This window comes from Methylobacterium sp. NFXW15, assembly GCF_049887755.1.
Classification (GTDB): Bacteria; Pseudomonadota; Alphaproteobacteria; order Rhizobiales; family Beijerinckiaceae; genus Methylobacterium.
Genome location: NZ_JAGEKG010000004.1, coordinates 297,380 through 313,259 on the forward strand (window position 1 = coordinate 297,380; position 15,880 = coordinate 313,259).

Genomic DNA, 15,880 nt, shown 5'->3' on the forward strand with positions numbered 1-15,880 from the left:
TGGATCAAATATGCAAGCCTCCGACGCCCCCGCCCCGGACCCGCAACGCCGCGTGCCGAGCACGCTCGGCAACGCCGCACTCGGCCTCACGCAGATCATCCTCTGGGGCGGCTCATTCTTCCTGACGGCGGTCATCGTCGGGCCCGTCGTGGAGTCGACCGGGTGGCCCCAGGGCCTCGTGATCGGCTCACTCTCCTTGGCAATCCTGATCTCCGGGCTGCTTTCGCCGTGGATCGGAACGCAGATCCGCCGCTTCGGCGGTCGCCCCGTGCTCGTAGCCGGAACGTTGGTCATGGCGCTCGGCCTCGTGCTGATGGCGATGGCCGGCAACTTGGCCGTCTTTCTCGCCGCTTGGGCCGTCATGGGCCTGGGCATGGCAGGTGCACTCTACGATCCGCTCTTTGCGGCGATCGGCCAGGCCTACGGCGCCTCCGCGCGCAGTGCGATGACCCAGATCGCCATCGCCTCCGGCTTCGCCATCACTCTCTGCTGGCCGGCATCGACCTTCCTCGTGGCCCATATTGGCTGGTGTGGCACCTGCCTCGCCTACGCGGCGCTCGCGGCTTTCGTCGTGGCGCCGATCTTCGCCCTCGCACTTCCAGCCGGGCGGGCGGCGGTTCCGACGCGGGTCGCGTTGCCGAAACCTGGCGTGAAAGCGCCACGCCTGCCGGGGGAGGGGATCCTCGCCATGACCTTCACCACCGCCGCCATCCTCATGGCGGCGGTCGCGGTCGAGTTGCTGCTCCTGTTGCAATCCCACGGCATTCCGACCGCTTCGGCCGTAGCCCTCAGCGCCCTCATCGGCCCTTCGCAAGTCGGCGCGCGCGTGCTCGAACTCGCCTTCGGGCAGCGGGCCCATCCAATCCACCTGCTGCTGATCTCTGCCGGAAGCGTGGCGCTCGGCCTGATCCTGCTTGTCCTCGCGCCCAGTCTCGCGTGGCTTGCGATCCTGCTCTACGGCGCGGGCAACGGCATGCGCACCGTCGTCCGGGGCACACTCCCTCTCGCACTCTACGGACAAGCCGAGTACGCGGCGGTGATCGGGCGCCTCGCCCGTCCGCCCCTGCTGGGGCAGGCCGCGACGCCGCTCGCCTGCGGCTACGCGATGGAATGGTTCGGTATCGACGTGCTGGCCGGCATCCTGGTCGCGGTCGCCGTCCTCAACCTCGGCCTGTCCCTTGCCGTGGCCCGGCAGGTCGCCCGCCAAGGCCGGTGAACGGCCCCGGCGTACAGTTATAGAACCTCAGCGACAGGGATGGCCCGGCGGACAATGGTGCCCGCCACCCCCTTGCTGCGGGGGCGATGCGGCGCGAGGCGGCGCGTGCGGCGGCGGAGCCGCCTGCGGCCGGGCCATCATCTGAGGGCGAGGCATCATTTGCGGACGCGGCATCGCGGGCGGGCGCTGCGGCGCTTGGAATTGACGCGCAGCCACGGCCTGTTGCCGTCGTTGCATCGCCTGTTGCAACTGCTGCTGATGCTGCGCCTGAGCGAAGGCACGCTGCTGTGCCGCTAACGCCGCCCGCTGGCCAGGCGGCGGACCAACGGGTGCGCGACGCTCCAGCATGTCCTGCCGCGGAAGCCGGGCAGCCTGCTGGCGTGACATGGGAGCGGGCGACGGTGGCCGAGCCTCGGCCGGGCGGACAGCCCGTCCCATCGCGGGTGAGGGCATCGTGTTGCCGGGCGGAACAGCCATCCGAGAGGAAGCGGCGGGAAGCGTTTGGCCGTTGGCGCCGGGCAGCGCTCGGCCGCCCGGAGGCTGTCCCGGCGCGGTGGGAAGCCCAGGCTGGGGCATCGCGCCGGGGGGGACCGCCTGAATCGCCCCCTGACGCGTCGTCCCGGCCGCCGGGGAGGGCGGGGCGGCCAACGCGGCGCGCTGCTGGAGAGCGGCAGGCAGGGCGACACGCGCTGCCGCGGCACCGAGCGCGGCACCTGCAACCGCACCGGCCCCGACCGCCGCACCCGAGGGCGCAGCCTGCCCGATCGTGTTCTGGCGGTTGATCTGCTCGATCACGGTGGTGTTGTGAATGTTCTGGAAGATCACATTGTTCGGCGGCGGCGCCACGTAGACCGGAGCCGACACGTAGGTTGGCATGGCCACGATAGGGGGCGTCGGCAGGGCATAGACGCCATAAACTGGCGGCGGGGGCGCCAACGCCACGAGATAGGCCGGCGGCGGGGGAAGAAAGACCAGCGCGGGGGGAGGCGGCGGCGGCAAAGCAAAAACCGGGTCATCGAGATAGATGACGGGCCGGTCGACATAGACGACCTCTTCCGGTGGCGGCGGGGGCACATCGTAGACGAGGGCCACGTAACGCGGCGGCGGCTCCATCGCAGCGGCAAGCGAGGACAGGCGGCGGCGTGCATCCCATGCATGCGGACCGCGCGGATAACGAGAGAGGTAGGACCAGTAGGCGTCAGGTGTGCCGACGAGCCATGTCCGCCGCCAGACGATTGCCTCACGGCGGGCGGCGATGAGCGCACGGACCCGGCGGGCGAGGACATCGTTCGGATAATCCGAGACGAATTCCTGGTACTGGTCGAGGTCGTCACGCTCCAGGCAAACCGCATAGGCATCTTGGGCGCCGAGATCGCGTAGGGGCCGCTCCCGGAGTGCGGCCACCCGCTCGCGCCCCAGGGCCGGAGCATCGGGGGCACGGTCGAAGAAGAGGAAGCTCGTGGCCGTTCGGTCGGCATCCCAGGGCACCTCGGCCCCCTTCGTGGCGGCATCGACCCGTAGGCGCACCCGGTCGAACAGAGGCCCCGGCTGAAGCCCGCCCTCGCGGATCATCTCCACAAGGGCCTGCGCGTAGGCGCCATAGGGGCCTTTCTCGACGGGTCCGATCGTGCCGGGCGCGGCGTTGAATGCGATGAGGCTGCCCGGCTCGGCCTCCGTCAGAGCAAGGCCACCCGCCAAAGGCTTATCCGCGACGATGAATGGGGAACGCCGCGCACCATCCAAAACGAAAAAGCGCGCCTTCAACGGGAGGGCGGCGAGGCTCTTGGTGTAATCCGAGATCCGGAGTGCGCGCAGGGAGACATCGGCTGCGCTGCTCACGCGCAGATCGATAGGCGCGAAGTAGTTCTCGCCTTCGAGTTGCAAGCCCAACCCTGCAAGGTAGACGAACGTCACCGCATCGGGCCCGGCCGCCGAGGCCTTGTCGATGAAATCGCGCAGCGATTTTCGCAAAGCATCCTCATCCAGATCGCGGGCACCGATCACATCGAACCCGGCTGCCTGCAAGGTCTGCGCAACCAGCCCGGCATCGTTGGCGGCCGTGGCGAGGGGGCTCGCCTGATAGGCCGAATTGCCGATGACGAGTGCCAAGCGTTTCTCGGCAGCGCTGGCCGGGCCGATGAAAGAGGCTGCGGCCAAAGCCATGACGGCGACGAGGGTCAGGAAGGCGGTGATGGGACGCATCGCGTGATACCGTGACAACCGACGGAGGACACTGCAGGCAGCCCCCCTGTGAGGGCTGCATCAGCCTGATCGATTGCGGCGCAGGTTCGACCCCTGCGCGGCATCACGCGGGGGCGGCGGTCACGTTCTCGTGCAGGTGGCGACTTTACGCCAACACCGCAAGCCGGAACCACCTTCTAGGGCAGGGTCGCGACACACAGACCTGGCGGAAGGGGTGAGATTCGAACTCACGGTGGAGTTGCCCCCACGGCGGTTTTCAAGACCGCTGCCTTAAACCACTCGGCCACCCTTCCTGGTGCAGGCCCGCTGATCTACGGCGCCCCCCGAAGCCGCGTCAACCACCCGCTCGGGGCGATGAAAATCAGGCTGAACGGAGTCGCGAAGGAATTTGCAAAGGGCGCTTGCCAAGGTCGGCGCGACCGACTAGAAGCACGCCAACCCCGGCGCGCACTAGTCGCTGCCGCGGTTCAGGCGCCCGTAGCTCAGCTGGATAGAGCACCAGACTACGAATCTGGGGGTCAGAGGTTCGAATCCTTTCGGGCGCGCCATTTACGTTCAGAACTGCGAACGCCGGGCATGGGTGATGAACCTGCCGCGGCAATAGTGGCCTCCAGACTGGCCTTGTCGCCCACGATGCGGTTCACGTTCGCTTCAACCTCCACCCTGTCGACGATCGCCTGAAGCCACGCCCTGCGGAACGGGATTTCTCCCGTCGTCACGTTCTCCCGCATCAACCGACCGAATCGCTCGATCAGTTCAGGCTCGATCTCCCGCGGCGGTCGCTCGGCTACCCGGATCCGATCGAGCGCTGCGGCTGCTCGGTCCCGCTCCTCCTTCAGCGTCTTGAGGCGGTCCTTCAGGATCTCGTCGATGTCGGCCATCCCTTCCTCGACCATCCGGTACAGCCGCCTCAGCTTGTCTTCCGCGCCCGCAACCCCGTCGCGAAGCGTTGCCACGCGTCCGTCGACCTGCGCCGCCTTCTCGTGTCGTTGCGCCCACAATGAAGCCAGCAACTCGCGCAGGCGATCCGGCTGCAGCAGTTCGGCGATCAGACGATCGATCACCAAGTTGTCGAACGTGTCCATGCGGATGCTGCAACCGGTACAGCCAGTCTTACCCATCCGACCGTGGGTCGAGCACCGGTAGTACGTGTGAACCTGTCCTGATCTCGACGTCCCGGTGCGCAGCGTCATCGGACCGTTGCAGGTCGTGCAGGTGGCCAAGCCCGTCAGCAGGATCGGGCCGGTGATAACACGCGCCGGTGTGACTCTCGGGTCGTGGGCTTTGAGAGTCGCCTGCACCGCCTCGAACTCGGCATGGTCGATGATCGCCGGCACGCTGATCGAGATCTGCTCGGCCTTCGGCTTCTCGGCCAGGGTCTTCGAGCAGCGCCGGTTGAACACCCATTCTCCCACGTAAACCCGGTTCGTCAGGATGCCGTGGGTGGTGGCGACGCCGAAGCGGGCATCTTTACGGGTGCGGTAACCGCGCTCGTCCAGCCAGCATGTGAACGCCTTGACGCCCAATGGTCCGGAGGTGCCGTCGCCCTCCCGGTAGAGGCGAAAGATCTACTTGGTCGTCTCGGCCTCGACCGCATCCACGGTCAAGCGCTTTTTGATCTTCGTCCCGCGCTTCTCGACCTCGACCAACGTATAGCCGAGCGGCACCGGCGCACCGTTGTAGAAGCCTTGCCGCGCGTTCTCCTTCATGGCGCGCAGCACGTGCTTGGCATTCTCATGCGACCGGTATTCGTCGAATATCCCGTATATCCGCTGCGCCATGATCTGACTGGGTGCATCGCCGAATTCCTGGGTGATCGAGATCAATCGCACGACGACCTTACGGAGGCGGCGCTGGTACTTCTCCATCACGAATCTGTCTCGGAAGAAGCGCGAGTACGAGTGGACGACGATGGCGTCGAAGGGATGATCGTCGTCGGTCGCCCGCTCGATCATCTTCCGGAACTCGGGTCGGTTGTCGTCCGTGGCAGAAGCGCCCGGATCGACGAACTCTGCCACGATCGGCCATCCCTTATTGTCGCAGAAGGCTTGGATCTATCGCCGTTGATCGGGGATGGACAAATCGCCTTCGGCTTGCCGTCCGGTCGAGACGCGCAGGTACGAGCAGATCCGCAGCGACCCATCGATCGCGGGCACGAACTGCGCCTTGCGGGTGTGACGCGTCATCGTGCGATCCTCGGTCTCGCAACATCGGCTGGTGACGGAATCATGTAGGCGGTGTGAGCTGCGACTCGCGGGCAAGTGCAGCAGGCTCGCTCTCCAAAAGCGCGTGCCGGCAGCGAAGCAGCACGACTGCCGGCTGGAACAGCGCGGAGCGAGGTGATGCAGCGCCGGTCCCGCGGAACCCGTACGTGGGGCGATCCTCCGGCATCGCCGGGCGTCGCGCAGGGCGTGGATGTCGACACCGTCACTGGGCGGACTCGCGCAACAGCGCGTCGATCTGGGCGCCGAGGTAGGTCTCGATCACGTCGAGTTCGGCGCGCGGGATCGGTACGGGTCGCGGCAGATCATCCACGACTCGAGGTGGCTCAGGGTCGCGTCGCGACGACCATCCGAGTTTGCGCTGCCGGGGCAGCGCGGCGGGCTCGTCGGTGCTGAAGGTGGCTCCCCGACCTGAGACAGGTGCTCCGGCGGGCGGGGACTTCAGCGATGTCTTGAGGCCGGCTACCGCGCCCGATGTCATCCGTGCCGGCCGCGATGCACGCGAGGTGCGCGCCGCCGACGGAGCGGAGAGTTTGTACGCCACGAAGCACGTGAAGTCCCACGCCGACCGACAGCCTACGCATCCGGAGCTGGCTGTCGGCCAGCGTGGGGCAGTTTCTTCACCTTCCCCGGCGCGACACGACGCGTCTGCGCGAGAAGGCTCGCGAACCGCCGTGTACGGCCAAGATTCTAGGAATCTCGAGCGAGCGCTAGTGGAATCGCCAAGCTAAGATTGCTGAGGCAGTCGAGGCAGACAAGAGCGCGATGCGCCGGAAATTTCGAGGGATCTACAAGAAAGATCGTTGCCCGCGATGTCCTATATGGACTGAGAGGTGACTAGTCAGGATTCTCACTCAGCGCGAACACTGCCAATCATCCGGGGCAACACATTGATTTACACGCCCTTCAGCTTCCTGCGCACGGGCAGTTGGTACGATCCTGCGTCCAATGCTAAGGGCGCATTCCGCTGCTCCACAAGGGATTGCAGTGAGCCGAAACTCGAAGGAATAGACGCTCGCTCAAAGCCTCGGTCATGAAAGAGATTCGTTGGCAAAGCGACACGGGTGGACCTCGCCAATCTGCCCGGAAGCGGACGTTCCGCGTCCGACCCATGCCAGTCGTAAGGGACGGTGTTTGGGCCCCTCGATAGCGGCCATTCGTGGCCGCTCGAACGGGTTGGCTACGATGCAACCTGTAGCTGATTTCAAGCTAGGGCTGACAGGGTACGCCAATGAACTCGCAAGATGGTCTTTCCGCTCGCAGCGGGGATCCGCGAGGTGTCGTGCTCTACCACTTCACCGCCAAGCCTTTGGTAAAACCGCAGCCCGGCTTGATTAGCCTCAAATACCCACAGGTACAGTCCATTATCCGTGCCTTGCGAGGCAAGATTTTGCGCCACGGAGCGGAGCAGACGTTCCCCAATCTTTTGGCCCCGCATTTCTGGGGTTACGTGCAGATTATCTACCCAGCTACCCCAGCGCGGATCATGACCGCGAAAGACTGCGATGAAACCAAACAGTTGATGGTCCGGGCCTCGGGCAGTCTCTACGATCAAAGACGGTGCCGGATCGGCGAGTCTGTTGGACCAGAGTGCGAGACGATCATCTTCGATTGGCCCAGCGAGGAAATCCGGATTTAGTATGGATCGGTAGGCGTCCCGCCAACTCTTTGCATGAAGCGAGGCAATGGCGGCTGCATCCGCTCTATCCGCCGATTGGATTGTGGCGCTGATCATCAAGGTGGTTTGCGCTGAAGGGCAGGGAGACAGAGACAATCCTGCCGTAGGCCGCGTGAGGATGCCATAGCCGTGCCCGCTTCGGCGCATCCGCCGCCTCAAGGCAGACAGGCAGGAACCCACCCTGTACGGCCATTCCGACAGCGACCCAACTCAGCCATCCAAACCGCTGCAGACGCTTCCCAAAAGCAGCCATCCGTTGGCAGTCCAGCCATCTCACCCTCAATTTCAGGACGCATCCGGCTCAAGTGTGTCAGCGACAAAGACCAAGGCTTGAATTTCATCTTTACTCAGCTTTGGATTTCCGCTTTGGAAGTATCGTTTATCCAACCCGACTAATGCGGAATGGGCCCAGTGTGGCAGGGGCTGCGCAGCCTTAACTTCAAAGATGACCCCCTCATATGGCATCGAATTCAGCGATGACCGCTCGAATGTCACAATCCATTGTGTCGTGACCATTCTAGCTTCGATCCGCTCACTATATCTATTGATGATCAGGAAGACCCCATTTCCAACGTTACCGCTCTTAGTGGGATAGGTCGCTAGAAAGATGTCCCCGACGTTCAGTCGTCGGAAGCTCACCATGAGATCATCGGTTTGCATAAGGCACCGGCGATTTTAGCGGCTATGCGCGATGCTGAAATCCGCTTGTCCGTATCATCGCCTATGAGCGGACGGGCAGGAAGCCACCCAATGCGGTCGAGATTCATCGGAATCCTCCATTACCGAAAGCAGACGTTGTCGGTCTATGGTTTGAGTCACCGACGCTCATAAGCCGCAATACATCTAACGACGAAGATTTCGGATGTTTTCGTAGAGCAGGTTCCGCCCCGTCACGGTCGGGTCGAAGCGCCCACGACCGCCGTGAGGTAGCTCTCGATTCCCTGCGCGAGGCCGGCAATGAATGCCTTGGCCAGCCGCGACGGCTCGCGGTGGTTGGGGACGACCAGGGTCACTCCGACGTCGATCGGCGGCACGAAGGGCCGGGCGACGAGTCCGTTGGCCATGAGGTTGATCGCCGAGAACGGGTCCGTGATCGTCAGGCCAAGCCCTTCCAGCACGAATGAGCAGGCAATCGCCGAGAGGGGCGTCTCGATCTTCTGAGAGCTGGCAGTCGTCCCCAAGGCGCTCTCGACTTTGTGCCGGAACAGGCTGCCCTTCCCAAGCAAGATGATTCGTTCGTTGACGAGATCTTCGGCCGAGATCTGATCTCGCTCGGCCAGGGGATGATCGCGCCGCAGGATCACGACGGCCGATGCCGGGATCGGCGTGAGGCTCAGGGACGGTCTCTCCACCGGGTGCGCCGCAAAGCCCAGGTCGAACTGGCCGCCAGCCACGCGCTCCAGCACCAGATGGGAGGGAATTCCATCGAGCAGGATCGACAGATCCGGGTGCTGTCGCACGAAGGTGGCGATGTAGTTGGGTAGAAATCCCAGTGCCATTGCCGGGTGCGCGGCAATCCGCAGCGACCCCCGTTCGAGATTGCGCAGGTCGTTGGCCCGCTTCTCGATGAATTCGAGGCCGAGATAAGTCCGCTCGACTTCGGAGAAGAGTTCGACCGCCTCGGCCGTCGGGGTAATTTGATTGCCGCGACGGTCGAACAGGGTGAGGTTGAGCGCGGCCTCGAGATCCTTGATCAGCCGACTGACCGCAGGCTGGGTGATGTGCAGGGTTTCGGCGGCGGCCGTCATGCCCCCGGTCAGCATCACCGCGCGGAACGCTTCGATCTGGCGGGCCTGCATGCGCATCGTTCGATAATATTTGCGCATGCAAGGGCGTCAATTATGAATTTGCCCTGATCGACGGCCTGCGTGAGAGTTGGCAATCGTCGCGAAGAGGGGGGATGCAGGTCATGAGCAAGCGGTTGCGCATCACGGCAGGGCTTGCCGTCACTGTCCTCTCGCTCGCAGGACCTCTTCAGGCGCAGGAATCCCTCGTCGTCGCCGGCTATAGCGGCTCGACCGAGACGGCGATCCGCGAGAAGATCCTGCCGAAGTTCGAGAAGGAGAACGGCGTCAAGGTCACTTATGTCGGCGGCAATTCCACCGACACCTTGGCCAAGCTCCTCGCCCAGCGCGACAACCAGGAATACGATGTCGCGCTGATCGACGACGGTCCGATGAGCCGGGCCGTGTCCCTCGGGCTCTGCGCCCCCACCCCGGACATCGACCGGAGCAAGCTGCAGCCCGTCGCCAACGTCTTCGGCGACAAGGCGTCGGGCCTCGGCATCATCGCCACGGGGCTGATGTACAACACAAAGGTCTTCAAGGAGAACGGCTGGGCGCCGCCCACGTCTTGGAACGATCTCAAGGATCCCAAGTACAAGGGCAAGATCGTCATGCCCCCGCTCAACAACGGCTACGGCCTGCTGACGGTGGTGATGCTGGCGCGGATGAACGGCGGCGGCGAGGCCAAGGTCGATCCGGGCTTTGCCGCGATGAGGGACGTGGCGCCCAACATCCTCGCTTTCGAGCCGTCGCCGGCCAAGATCACCGAACTGTTCCAGACCGGACAGGCGCTCCTGGCCGTCTGGGGCTCCTCGCGGGTGCAGGCTTTCGCCGAGACCGGCTTCCCGGTCGATTTCGCCTACCCGAAGGAAGGCGCGCCGGTGGTGATGACCGCCATCTGCACGGTGGCGAAGAAGGCGCCTTCGCCCAAGGCCGAAGCCTTCATGATGATGATGCTGTCGCCTGAGGTGCAGGCGATCCTCGCCGATGCGGGCGGCTTCGCCCCGGTGAACAAGGACACCGTGGTCCAGCGCCCCGGAATGATGCCGGTCGGCGACAAGGCCGACAAGCTCGTGGCCGCCGATTGGCATGTGATCAACCCCGTCCGGGATGCCTGGAACAAGCGCTGGACGCGGGAAATCGAACGCTAGCGCGCGCCTCGCCCCGCGGCGGATGGCGGGGGCGGTTCGGCCGCCCTCCGCATCCCCCCTTCGCCCACCACGACCCGCACGATCGCGGCCGGGAGGATGCATGTCGTACCTTGTCTTGAGTGGCCTGCGGAAAGCCTACGGCACCGTGCAGGTCCTGCAATCCCTCGATATCGCCGTCGAGAAGGGCGAGTTCATCTCGCTGCTCGGGCCCTCGGGCTGCGGCAAGACCACGACGCTGCAGATGATCGCGGGCTTCATCGAGCCGAGCGGCGGAGCGGTGACGCTGGATGGCGCCGATCTGCTCAAGCTCGCCCCCAACCGGCGGGGCCTCGGCATCGTGTTTCAGAGCTACGCCCTGTTTCCGCACATGAGCGCCGCCCAGAACGTGGCCTTCGGCCTCGAGATGCGCGGCGTCGCCCGGAAAGAGGTGCGCCAGCGGGTGGCCGAGGCGCTCACCCTCGTCGGCCTCGCGGACAAGGGAGAGCGGTTCCCCCGGCAGATGTCGGGCGGGCAGCAACAGCGCGTTGCCCTGGCGCGGGCCTTGGTGATCCGGCCCTCCATCCTGCTCCTCGATGAGCCGCTCTCGAACCTCGACGCCAAGATGCGCGAGGAGATGCAGATCGAGCTGCGCCAGATCCAGCGCACGCTGGGCACCACCACGATCCTCGTGACCCACGACCAGCAGGAGGCGCTCGCCCTCTCCGACCGGATCGTCGTGATGAACGCGGGGCGGATCGAGCAGGTCGGCGCGCCCCTCGACGTGTACGAGCGGCCCGCGACGCCCTTCGTCGCCTCCTTCCTCGGCACCACGAACGTCTTCCGGGGAACCGGCCGCGGTGCGGCGATCGAGATCGCGGGCCACCTCGTCCCCGTCGGGCGGGCGGTCTCCGGCCCGACGGAGCTGACGGTCCGTCCCGAGAAGATCCACTTCGCCGGCCCGGGGGCTCCGGGCCTGCCCGGCCGCGTGAAGGCCCGGGTCTTCCAGGGCGGCCATTGGCTGTTCGAGGTCGAGACCGCCGCCGGCCGCACGGTGGTGGTCCGCCAGAACGATGGCGCCCCCGTTCCTGCCGAGGGCGAAGCCGTGGTGCTCGGCTTCGAGGGCGCGCACGCCCAGCTCCGCGAGCAGGAGAGGGCGGCATGAGCGCGTCGAAATCCCCCTCGCCCTACGCCGCCGTCGGCCCCGCCGCGCTGCTGTTCCTCGGCGTCCTCGCGGTTCCCCTCGCGATGACGGTGCTGCTGTCGTTCAATGCCTTCGATTCGGCGCAAGGCATTGTCGCCACGCGTGACTTCCAGAATTACGCCGAGGTCCTCGGCGACGCCTATTTCGCCGAGATCTTCCTGCGAACCCTGCGGATCTCGCTCATCGTCACGGGGATCAGCGTCCTCCTGGGAGTCCCGGAGGCCTATATCCTGAAGCGAATGCGCGAGCCCTGGCGCTCGATCTTCATCCTGGTGGTGATCGGCCCGCTGCTGGTCTCCGTGGTGGCGCGAACGCTCGGCTGGGCGATCCTGCTCAACGGCAACGGGCTGCTCTCGCAGATCCTCCAGGCTACGCATCTCAGCGCCGGGCCGGTCTCGCTGATGTTTACCGAGACCGGGGTGGTCATCGGCCTCGTCCACGTCCTCGTGCCCTTCATGGTTCTGTCGGTCTGGGCCTCGCTCTCGCGGATGGACACGGCGAGCGAGCGGGCGGCCGAATCGCTCGGCGCCCCCAAGCTGACGATTCTGCGGCGGATCGTGCTGCCGCAGGCCGTGCCCGGCATTCTCTCCGGCAGCATCGTGGTGTTCTCGCTGTCGGCCAGCGCCTTCGCCACGCCGGCGATCATCGGCGGTCGCCGCCTGAAGGTCGCGGCGACGCTCGCCTACGACGAGTTCCTGAACACCCTCAACTGGCCCCTCGGCGCGGCGGTGGCGGTGCTCCTCCTCGTCGGGATCGTCGCCATCGTGGTCGGGTGGAACCGGTTCGTCGAGCGGCGCTACCAGCAGGTGTTCGCATGAAAAACGGCCCTTTCGCCCTCGTCTTCCATACGCTGTTCATGGCGTTCCTCGTGGCGCCGATGCTGGTGGTCTGCCTCGTCGCCTTCACGCCGGAGGGCTACCTCGCCCTGCCGACCCACGGGGCCTCCCTGCGCTGGTTCCGGCGGCTCGTGGAGTACCCGGAATTCCTCTCGGCCTTCCGCACCAGCCTGCTGATCGCGGCGTCCTCCTCGGTGATCGCCGTCGCCTTCGCCACCCCGGCAGCGCTCGCCATCGCCCGCCACCGCTTCCCCGGACGGGACGCGCTCAGCGCCCTGTTTCTGGCGCCGCTGATGATTCCGCATGTGGTGCTCGGGATCGCGTTCCTGCGGTTCTTCTCGAGCGTCGGCCTGTCGGGGACCCTGCTCGGGCTCATCGTCAGCCACGTCGTCGTGATCTTTCCATTCGCTCTGCGGATGGTGCTGGCGGGCGCCAACGGCATGGACCGGCGGATCGAGGATGCCGCCCTCTCGCTGGGCGCGTCCCGGGCGACGGTGGTGCGACGGGTGATGCTGCCGCTCATCCTACCCGGCATCGCAAGCGGCTTCGCCCTGTCGTTCATCCAGAGCTTCGACGAGGTGACGATGACGGTGTTCATCGCCTCGCCCTCGACGACGACCCTGCCAGTGATGATGTTCAACTACATCCAGGACTCCATCGACCCGCTGATCTGCGCGGTCTCGACGCTGATGATCGTGCTGACGGTGCTGTTCATGATCGTCGTGCACAAATTCTACGGGCTGGAGCGCCTATTCGTCGGCGAGACCCGCGCATGATCTCGCTGATGCAGGACGACCCCGACTCGCACGACGTGGTCGTGGTGGGCGGCGGCTTGGTCGGGATGGCGCTGTCCTACGGGCTGGCCCGCCAGGGCCGCGGCGTCACCGTCCTGGACGAGGGCGACGTCGCCCACCGGGCCTCTCGCGGGAACTTCGCCCTCATCTGGGTGCAGGGGAAGGGCCTTGCGATGCCGGCCTACGCGGACTGGACCCTCCGGTCGGCGGATCTCTGGGGTGACCTCGCCGCCGGGTTGAGCCGGGAGACGGGCTTCGACCTCGGCTATTCGCGCCGGGGAGGATTCAGCCTCAGCCTCAGCGCGACCGACCTGGAAGACCGCGCCAATCGCATGACGCGGCTGCACAACCAGCTCGCAACGCCGGCCACCTTCGAGGTACTCGACCGGTCGGCCCTCCGCGACCGGCTTCCGGCAATCGGACCGGAGGTGGCGGGGGGCATCTACTGCCCTGCCGACGGCCACGTGAACGTGCTCCGTCTGTTCGGGGCGCTCCATCGTGCGGCGGTGACGCAGGGCATTCGGTACCGGCCGAACACGGCCGTCCTGGACCTCGCTCGCCATCCGCGCGGCGTCGCCATCCGGACGGGCGACGGAGAGATCCGGGCGAAAACCGTTGTCCTCGCCGCCGGGCTCGACAACGCCCGCCTCGCGCCGATGGCCGGGCTGCATGCGCCGGTGCGGCCGCAGCGGGGGCAGGTGATCGTCACCGAGAAGGTGGCTCCCTTCCTCGACCACCCCCTCGGCACGGTCCGCCAGACCGACGAGGGCAGCGTCATGATCGGCGATTCCAAGGAAGAGGTCGGCTTCGACAACGGCACGCAGAGCCGCGTGCTCGGCGGAATCGCGGATCAGGCGGTGCGCATGTTCCCGCTGCTCGCCCGGGCGCAGGTGGTGCGGAGTTGGGGGGCGCTGCGGGTGATGAGCCCGGACGGACACCCGATCTACGAGCGATCCCGCACCCTGCCGGCCGCCTATCTCGTCACCTGCCACAGCGGCGTGACCCTCGCCGCTGCCCACGCCTTCGTTCTCGCGCCGCATATCGCGGCGGGGACGTGGTCCGAGGATCTCGCCCCGTTCGCAGCAGGAAGGTTCGCCGATGTTCCGCAGGCTGCATGAGGTGGAGAAGCCCTGCCGGGTGGTCGTGGACGGGCAGCCCGTGGCCGCTGCCCCCGGCGATACCGTCGCCACCGCCCTGCTCCTCGCCGGCATCGGTCCGTTCCGCCGGACCATGAGGAGCGGGACGCCCCGGGCCGCCTATTGCGGCATGGGCGTGTGCTTCGAATGCCTCGTCGCCATCGACGGCGTCGGCAACCGGCAGGCGTGCCTGGAGCCTGTCCGCGACGGGATGGTGATCGTGACGGGCGGGCAGGGCCGCCACCTCAAGGATGAGGACCTGCCATGAGCGACCTCGCCCCACAGGACCACCCGCAGGACCTGCTGATCGTGGGCTGCGGTCCCGCCGGCATGGCCGCCGCCATCGCCGCCCGCAAGGCCGGACTGGCGGTGACCGTCGCCGACGAATCCTCCGCCCCGGGCGGCCAGATCTACCGGTCGGTGCTGAAGCCGTTCCCGGGCAGCCCGGCGCTGGGCTCCGATTACCGGCTCGGCGCGGCACTCGCCCAGCGCTTCTCGGATTCCGGCGCCGTGCTGAGACCCGGCGCCACGGTCTTCCTCATCGAGCCCGGCCCAGAGGGTGGCTTCGAGACCGGGTTGATGATCGCCGGGCGCGGGCGCCGGGTCCGCTCCCGGTGCGTGCTCATCGCCACGGGCGCTCACGAGCGGCCCTTCCCCATACCGGGTTGGACCCTCCCCGGCGTCATGACGGCGGGCGCCGCGCAGACGATGGTGAAGGCGAGCGGCGTGGTGCCCGAGGGACCGCTGCACCTCGTCGGCACCGGGCCACTCCTCTATCTCCTCGCCGCCCAGTATGCCCGCCTCGGCGTGCCCGTCGCGGCCCTGCTTGACACCGCCCCCCGCCAGAACTGGCTGGCGGCGCTCCCACACCTGCCCGCCTTCCTCGGCACTTCCTACGCCTGGAAGGGGATCGGACTCCTGCGCGAGGTGCTCGCCTCGACGCGCATCGTCCGCGGCGTCGAGGATCTTTCCCTTGAGGGCGAAGGGCGCGTCGAGGAGATCCACTACCGGGCCGGCGGGCGCCGCCATGGCGTGCCGACGCGAACGGTGCTGCTGCACCAGGGCGTCGTGCCCCAGGTCAACCTCGCCATGGCCTGTGGCATCCCGCATCACTGGAACCCGGACCGGCTCGCTTTCGAGCCGGACCTCGGCCCGGACGGCCAGACTCATCAGCCCGGCCTCTACGTCGCGGGCGACAGCGGCGGAATCGCCGGAGCGCAGGTCGCCGAGCACCGGGGGGCGCTGGCGGCGCTCGCCATCCTGCGAGACATGAACCGAGACGCGCCGGACGCTACCGCCCCGCGGGCCGCGGCACGAAAAGCATTGCGCGGACGTCGCTTCCTGGATGCTCTCTACCGGCCGCCCGACTGGTGCCGCGTCCCGACTGCGGACGAGACCATCGTCTGCCGTTGCGAGGAGGTGCGGGCCGGCGAGATCCGCGCCCTCGCCCGGCAGGGTGCGCAGGGACCGAACCAAGCCAAGTTCTTTTCCCGGGCGGGGATGGGGCCCTGCCAGGGGCGCCTCTGCGGTCTCACGGTCTGCGAGACCATGGCCGCCGAGACCGGGCGCGACCCGGAGGCGATCGGCTACATGCGCGTCCGCATGCCGGTGAAGCCGGTGCCCCTCGCCGCCATGGCGGACCTCGCCCGCGACCCCGTTTGATACTTTCGAACCGAAGGAG

General features: G+C 66.6%; 14 protein-coding genes and 2 tRNA genes. 9 read left to right on the forward strand and 7 right to left on the reverse strand.

The genetic code is table 11. From position 1 onward, the window contains the following. Positions 1-10: 10 nt before the first annotated feature. On the forward strand, positions 11-1,216 hold the full coding sequence (locus J4O73_RS11465) for an MFS transporter (RefSeq protein WP_426217371.1): 1,206 nt from the start codon (positions 11-13) through the stop codon (positions 1,214-1,216). Positions 1,217-1,243: 27 nt separating this feature from the next. On the opposite strand, the gene J4O73_RS11470 is transcribed toward J4O73_RS11465, so the two are convergent. Both J4O73_RS11470 and J4O73_RS11475 read right to left on the reverse strand, forming a co-directional pair. Continuing rightward, entirely contained in the window at positions 1,244-3,418 is a 2,175-nt protein-coding gene (locus J4O73_RS11470; RefSeq protein ID WP_426217373.1) for a caspase family protein, read from the reverse strand. Between the two features lie 203 nt (positions 3,419-3,621). Further along, positions 3,622-3,711: transfer RNA gene (locus J4O73_RS11475), tRNA-Ser, on the reverse strand. Between the two features lie 178 nt (positions 3,712-3,889). Here J4O73_RS11475 and J4O73_RS11480 point away from each other — a divergent pair. Then, positions 3,890-3,966: transfer RNA gene (locus tag J4O73_RS11480), tRNA-Arg, on the forward strand. On the opposite strand, the gene J4O73_RS11485 is transcribed toward J4O73_RS11480, so the two are convergent. The 5 genes from J4O73_RS11485 to J4O73_RS11505 all read right to left on the reverse strand — a co-directional run bounded on the left by J4O73_RS11485 (position 3,937) and on the right by J4O73_RS11505 (position 9,144). Then, positions 3,937-4,944 (reverse strand): recombinase family protein, encoded by a 1,008-nt coding sequence (locus J4O73_RS11485; protein WP_426217375.1) that lies wholly within the window; start codon positions 4,942-4,944, stop codon positions 3,937-3,939. The two genes, J4O73_RS11480 and J4O73_RS11485, sit on opposite strands and share 30 nt — an antisense overlap. 42 nt (positions 4,945-4,986) lie before the next feature. Then, positions 4,987-5,472 carry a recombinase family protein gene (locus J4O73_RS11490; protein ID WP_426217733.1) on the reverse strand — a complete coding sequence of 162 codons (486 nt, stop codon included), beginning with the start codon at positions 5,470-5,472 and terminating at the stop codon, positions 4,987-4,989. After that, positions 5,473-5,604: a hypothetical protein gene (locus J4O73_RS11495; RefSeq protein WP_426217376.1), complete on the reverse strand. Its 132-nt coding sequence runs from the start codon at positions 5,602-5,604 to the stop codon at positions 5,473-5,475. It lies immediately after the preceding gene. 1,240 nt (positions 5,605-6,844) lie between these two features. After that, positions 6,845-7,465 carry a GNAT family N-acetyltransferase gene (locus J4O73_RS11500; RefSeq protein ID WP_426217735.1) on the reverse strand — a complete coding sequence of 207 codons (621 nt, stop codon included), beginning with the start codon at positions 7,463-7,465 and terminating at the stop codon, positions 6,845-6,847. A gap of 743 nt (positions 7,466-8,208) precedes the next feature. After that, on the reverse strand, positions 8,209-9,144 hold the full coding sequence (locus tag J4O73_RS11505) for a LysR family transcriptional regulator (protein ID WP_426217378.1): 936 nt from the start codon (positions 9,142-9,144) through the stop codon (positions 8,209-8,211). Positions 9,145-9,227: 83 nt separating this feature from the next. Here J4O73_RS11505 and J4O73_RS11510 point away from each other — a divergent pair, with 83 nt between their 5' ends. The 7 genes from J4O73_RS11510 (at position 9,228) to J4O73_RS11540 (ending at position 15,861) form a co-directional block, all read left to right on the forward strand. Further along, positions 9,228-10,253, forward strand: coding sequence for an ABC transporter substrate-binding protein (locus tag J4O73_RS11510; protein WP_426217380.1), 1,026 nt, complete (start codon positions 9,228-9,230; stop codon positions 10,251-10,253). A 100-nt stretch (positions 10,254-10,353) separates the two neighbouring features. Further along, positions 10,354-11,394 carry an ABC transporter ATP-binding protein gene (locus tag J4O73_RS11515; RefSeq protein WP_426217382.1) on the forward strand — a complete coding sequence of 347 codons (1,041 nt, stop codon included), beginning with the start codon at positions 10,354-10,356 and terminating at the stop codon, positions 11,392-11,394. Further along, positions 11,391-12,251 (forward strand): ABC transporter permease, encoded by an 861-nt coding sequence (locus J4O73_RS11520; protein WP_426217384.1) that lies wholly within the window; start codon positions 11,391-11,393, stop codon positions 12,249-12,251. Before J4O73_RS11515 ends, J4O73_RS11520 begins: the two co-directional genes overlap by 4 nt. After that, positions 12,248-13,045, forward strand: a complete 798-nt coding sequence (locus J4O73_RS11525; RefSeq protein ID WP_426217386.1) for an ABC transporter permease — start codon at positions 12,248-12,250, stop codon at positions 13,043-13,045. The genes J4O73_RS11520 and J4O73_RS11525 overlap by 4 nt, the downstream gene beginning before the upstream one ends. After that, on the forward strand, positions 13,042-14,181 hold the full coding sequence (locus J4O73_RS11530) for an NAD(P)/FAD-dependent oxidoreductase (RefSeq protein WP_426217387.1): 1,140 nt from the start codon (positions 13,042-13,044) through the stop codon (positions 14,179-14,181). The genes J4O73_RS11525 and J4O73_RS11530 overlap by 4 nt, the downstream gene beginning before the upstream one ends. After that, on the forward strand, positions 14,162-14,467 hold the full coding sequence (locus tag J4O73_RS11535) for a (2Fe-2S)-binding protein (protein WP_426217389.1): 306 nt from the start codon (positions 14,162-14,164) through the stop codon (positions 14,465-14,467). The genes J4O73_RS11530 and J4O73_RS11535 overlap by 20 nt, the downstream gene beginning before the upstream one ends. After that, positions 14,464-15,861 carry an NAD(P)/FAD-dependent oxidoreductase gene (locus J4O73_RS11540; RefSeq protein WP_426217390.1) on the forward strand — a complete coding sequence of 466 codons (1,398 nt, stop codon included), beginning with the start codon at positions 14,464-14,466 and terminating at the stop codon, positions 15,859-15,861. Before J4O73_RS11535 ends, J4O73_RS11540 begins: the two co-directional genes overlap by 4 nt. The last annotated feature ends 19 nt before the right edge of the window (positions 15,862-15,880 follow it).

Excerpts from the sequence above, each read along its gene's own strand:
- J4O73_RS11495 (WP_426217376.1), bottom strand. The coding sequence starts at position 5,604 with ATGACGCGTCACACCCGCAAGGCGCAGTTCGTGCCCGCGATCGATGGG.
- J4O73_RS11535 (WP_426217389.1), top strand. The coding sequence starts at position 14,162 with ATGTTCCGCAGGCTGCATGAGGTGGAGAAGCCCTGCCGGGTGGTCGTG.
- J4O73_RS11530 (WP_426217387.1), top strand. The coding sequence starts at position 13,042 with ATGATCTCGCTGATGCAGGACGACCCCGACTCGCACGACGTGGTCGTG.
- J4O73_RS11525 (WP_426217386.1), top strand. The coding sequence starts at position 12,248 with ATGAAAAACGGCCCTTTCGCCCTCGTCTTCCATACGCTGTTCATGGCG.
- J4O73_RS11500 (WP_426217735.1), bottom strand. The coding sequence starts at position 7,465 with ATGCGCCGAAGCGGGCACGGCTATGGCATCCTCACGCGGCCTACGGCA.
- J4O73_RS11465 (WP_426217371.1), top strand. The coding sequence starts at position 11 with ATGCAAGCCTCCGACGCCCCCGCCCCGGACCCGCAACGCCGCGTGCCG.
- J4O73_RS11520 (WP_426217384.1), top strand. The coding sequence starts at position 11,391 with ATGAGCGCGTCGAAATCCCCCTCGCCCTACGCCGCCGTCGGCCCCGCC.
- J4O73_RS11470 (WP_426217373.1), bottom strand. The coding sequence starts at position 3,418 with ATGCGTCCCATCACCGCCTTCCTGACCCTCGTCGCCGTCATGGCTTTG.
- J4O73_RS11505 (WP_426217378.1), bottom strand. The coding sequence starts at position 9,144 with ATGCGCAAATATTATCGAACGATGCGCATGCAGGCCCGCCAGATCGAA.
- J4O73_RS11515 (WP_426217382.1), top strand. The coding sequence starts at position 10,354 with ATGTCGTACCTTGTCTTGAGTGGCCTGCGGAAAGCCTACGGCACCGTG.
- J4O73_RS11510 (WP_426217380.1), top strand. The coding sequence starts at position 9,228 with ATGAGCAAGCGGTTGCGCATCACGGCAGGGCTTGCCGTCACTGTCCTC.
- J4O73_RS11540 (WP_426217390.1), top strand. The coding sequence starts at position 14,464 with ATGAGCGACCTCGCCCCACAGGACCACCCGCAGGACCTGCTGATCGTG.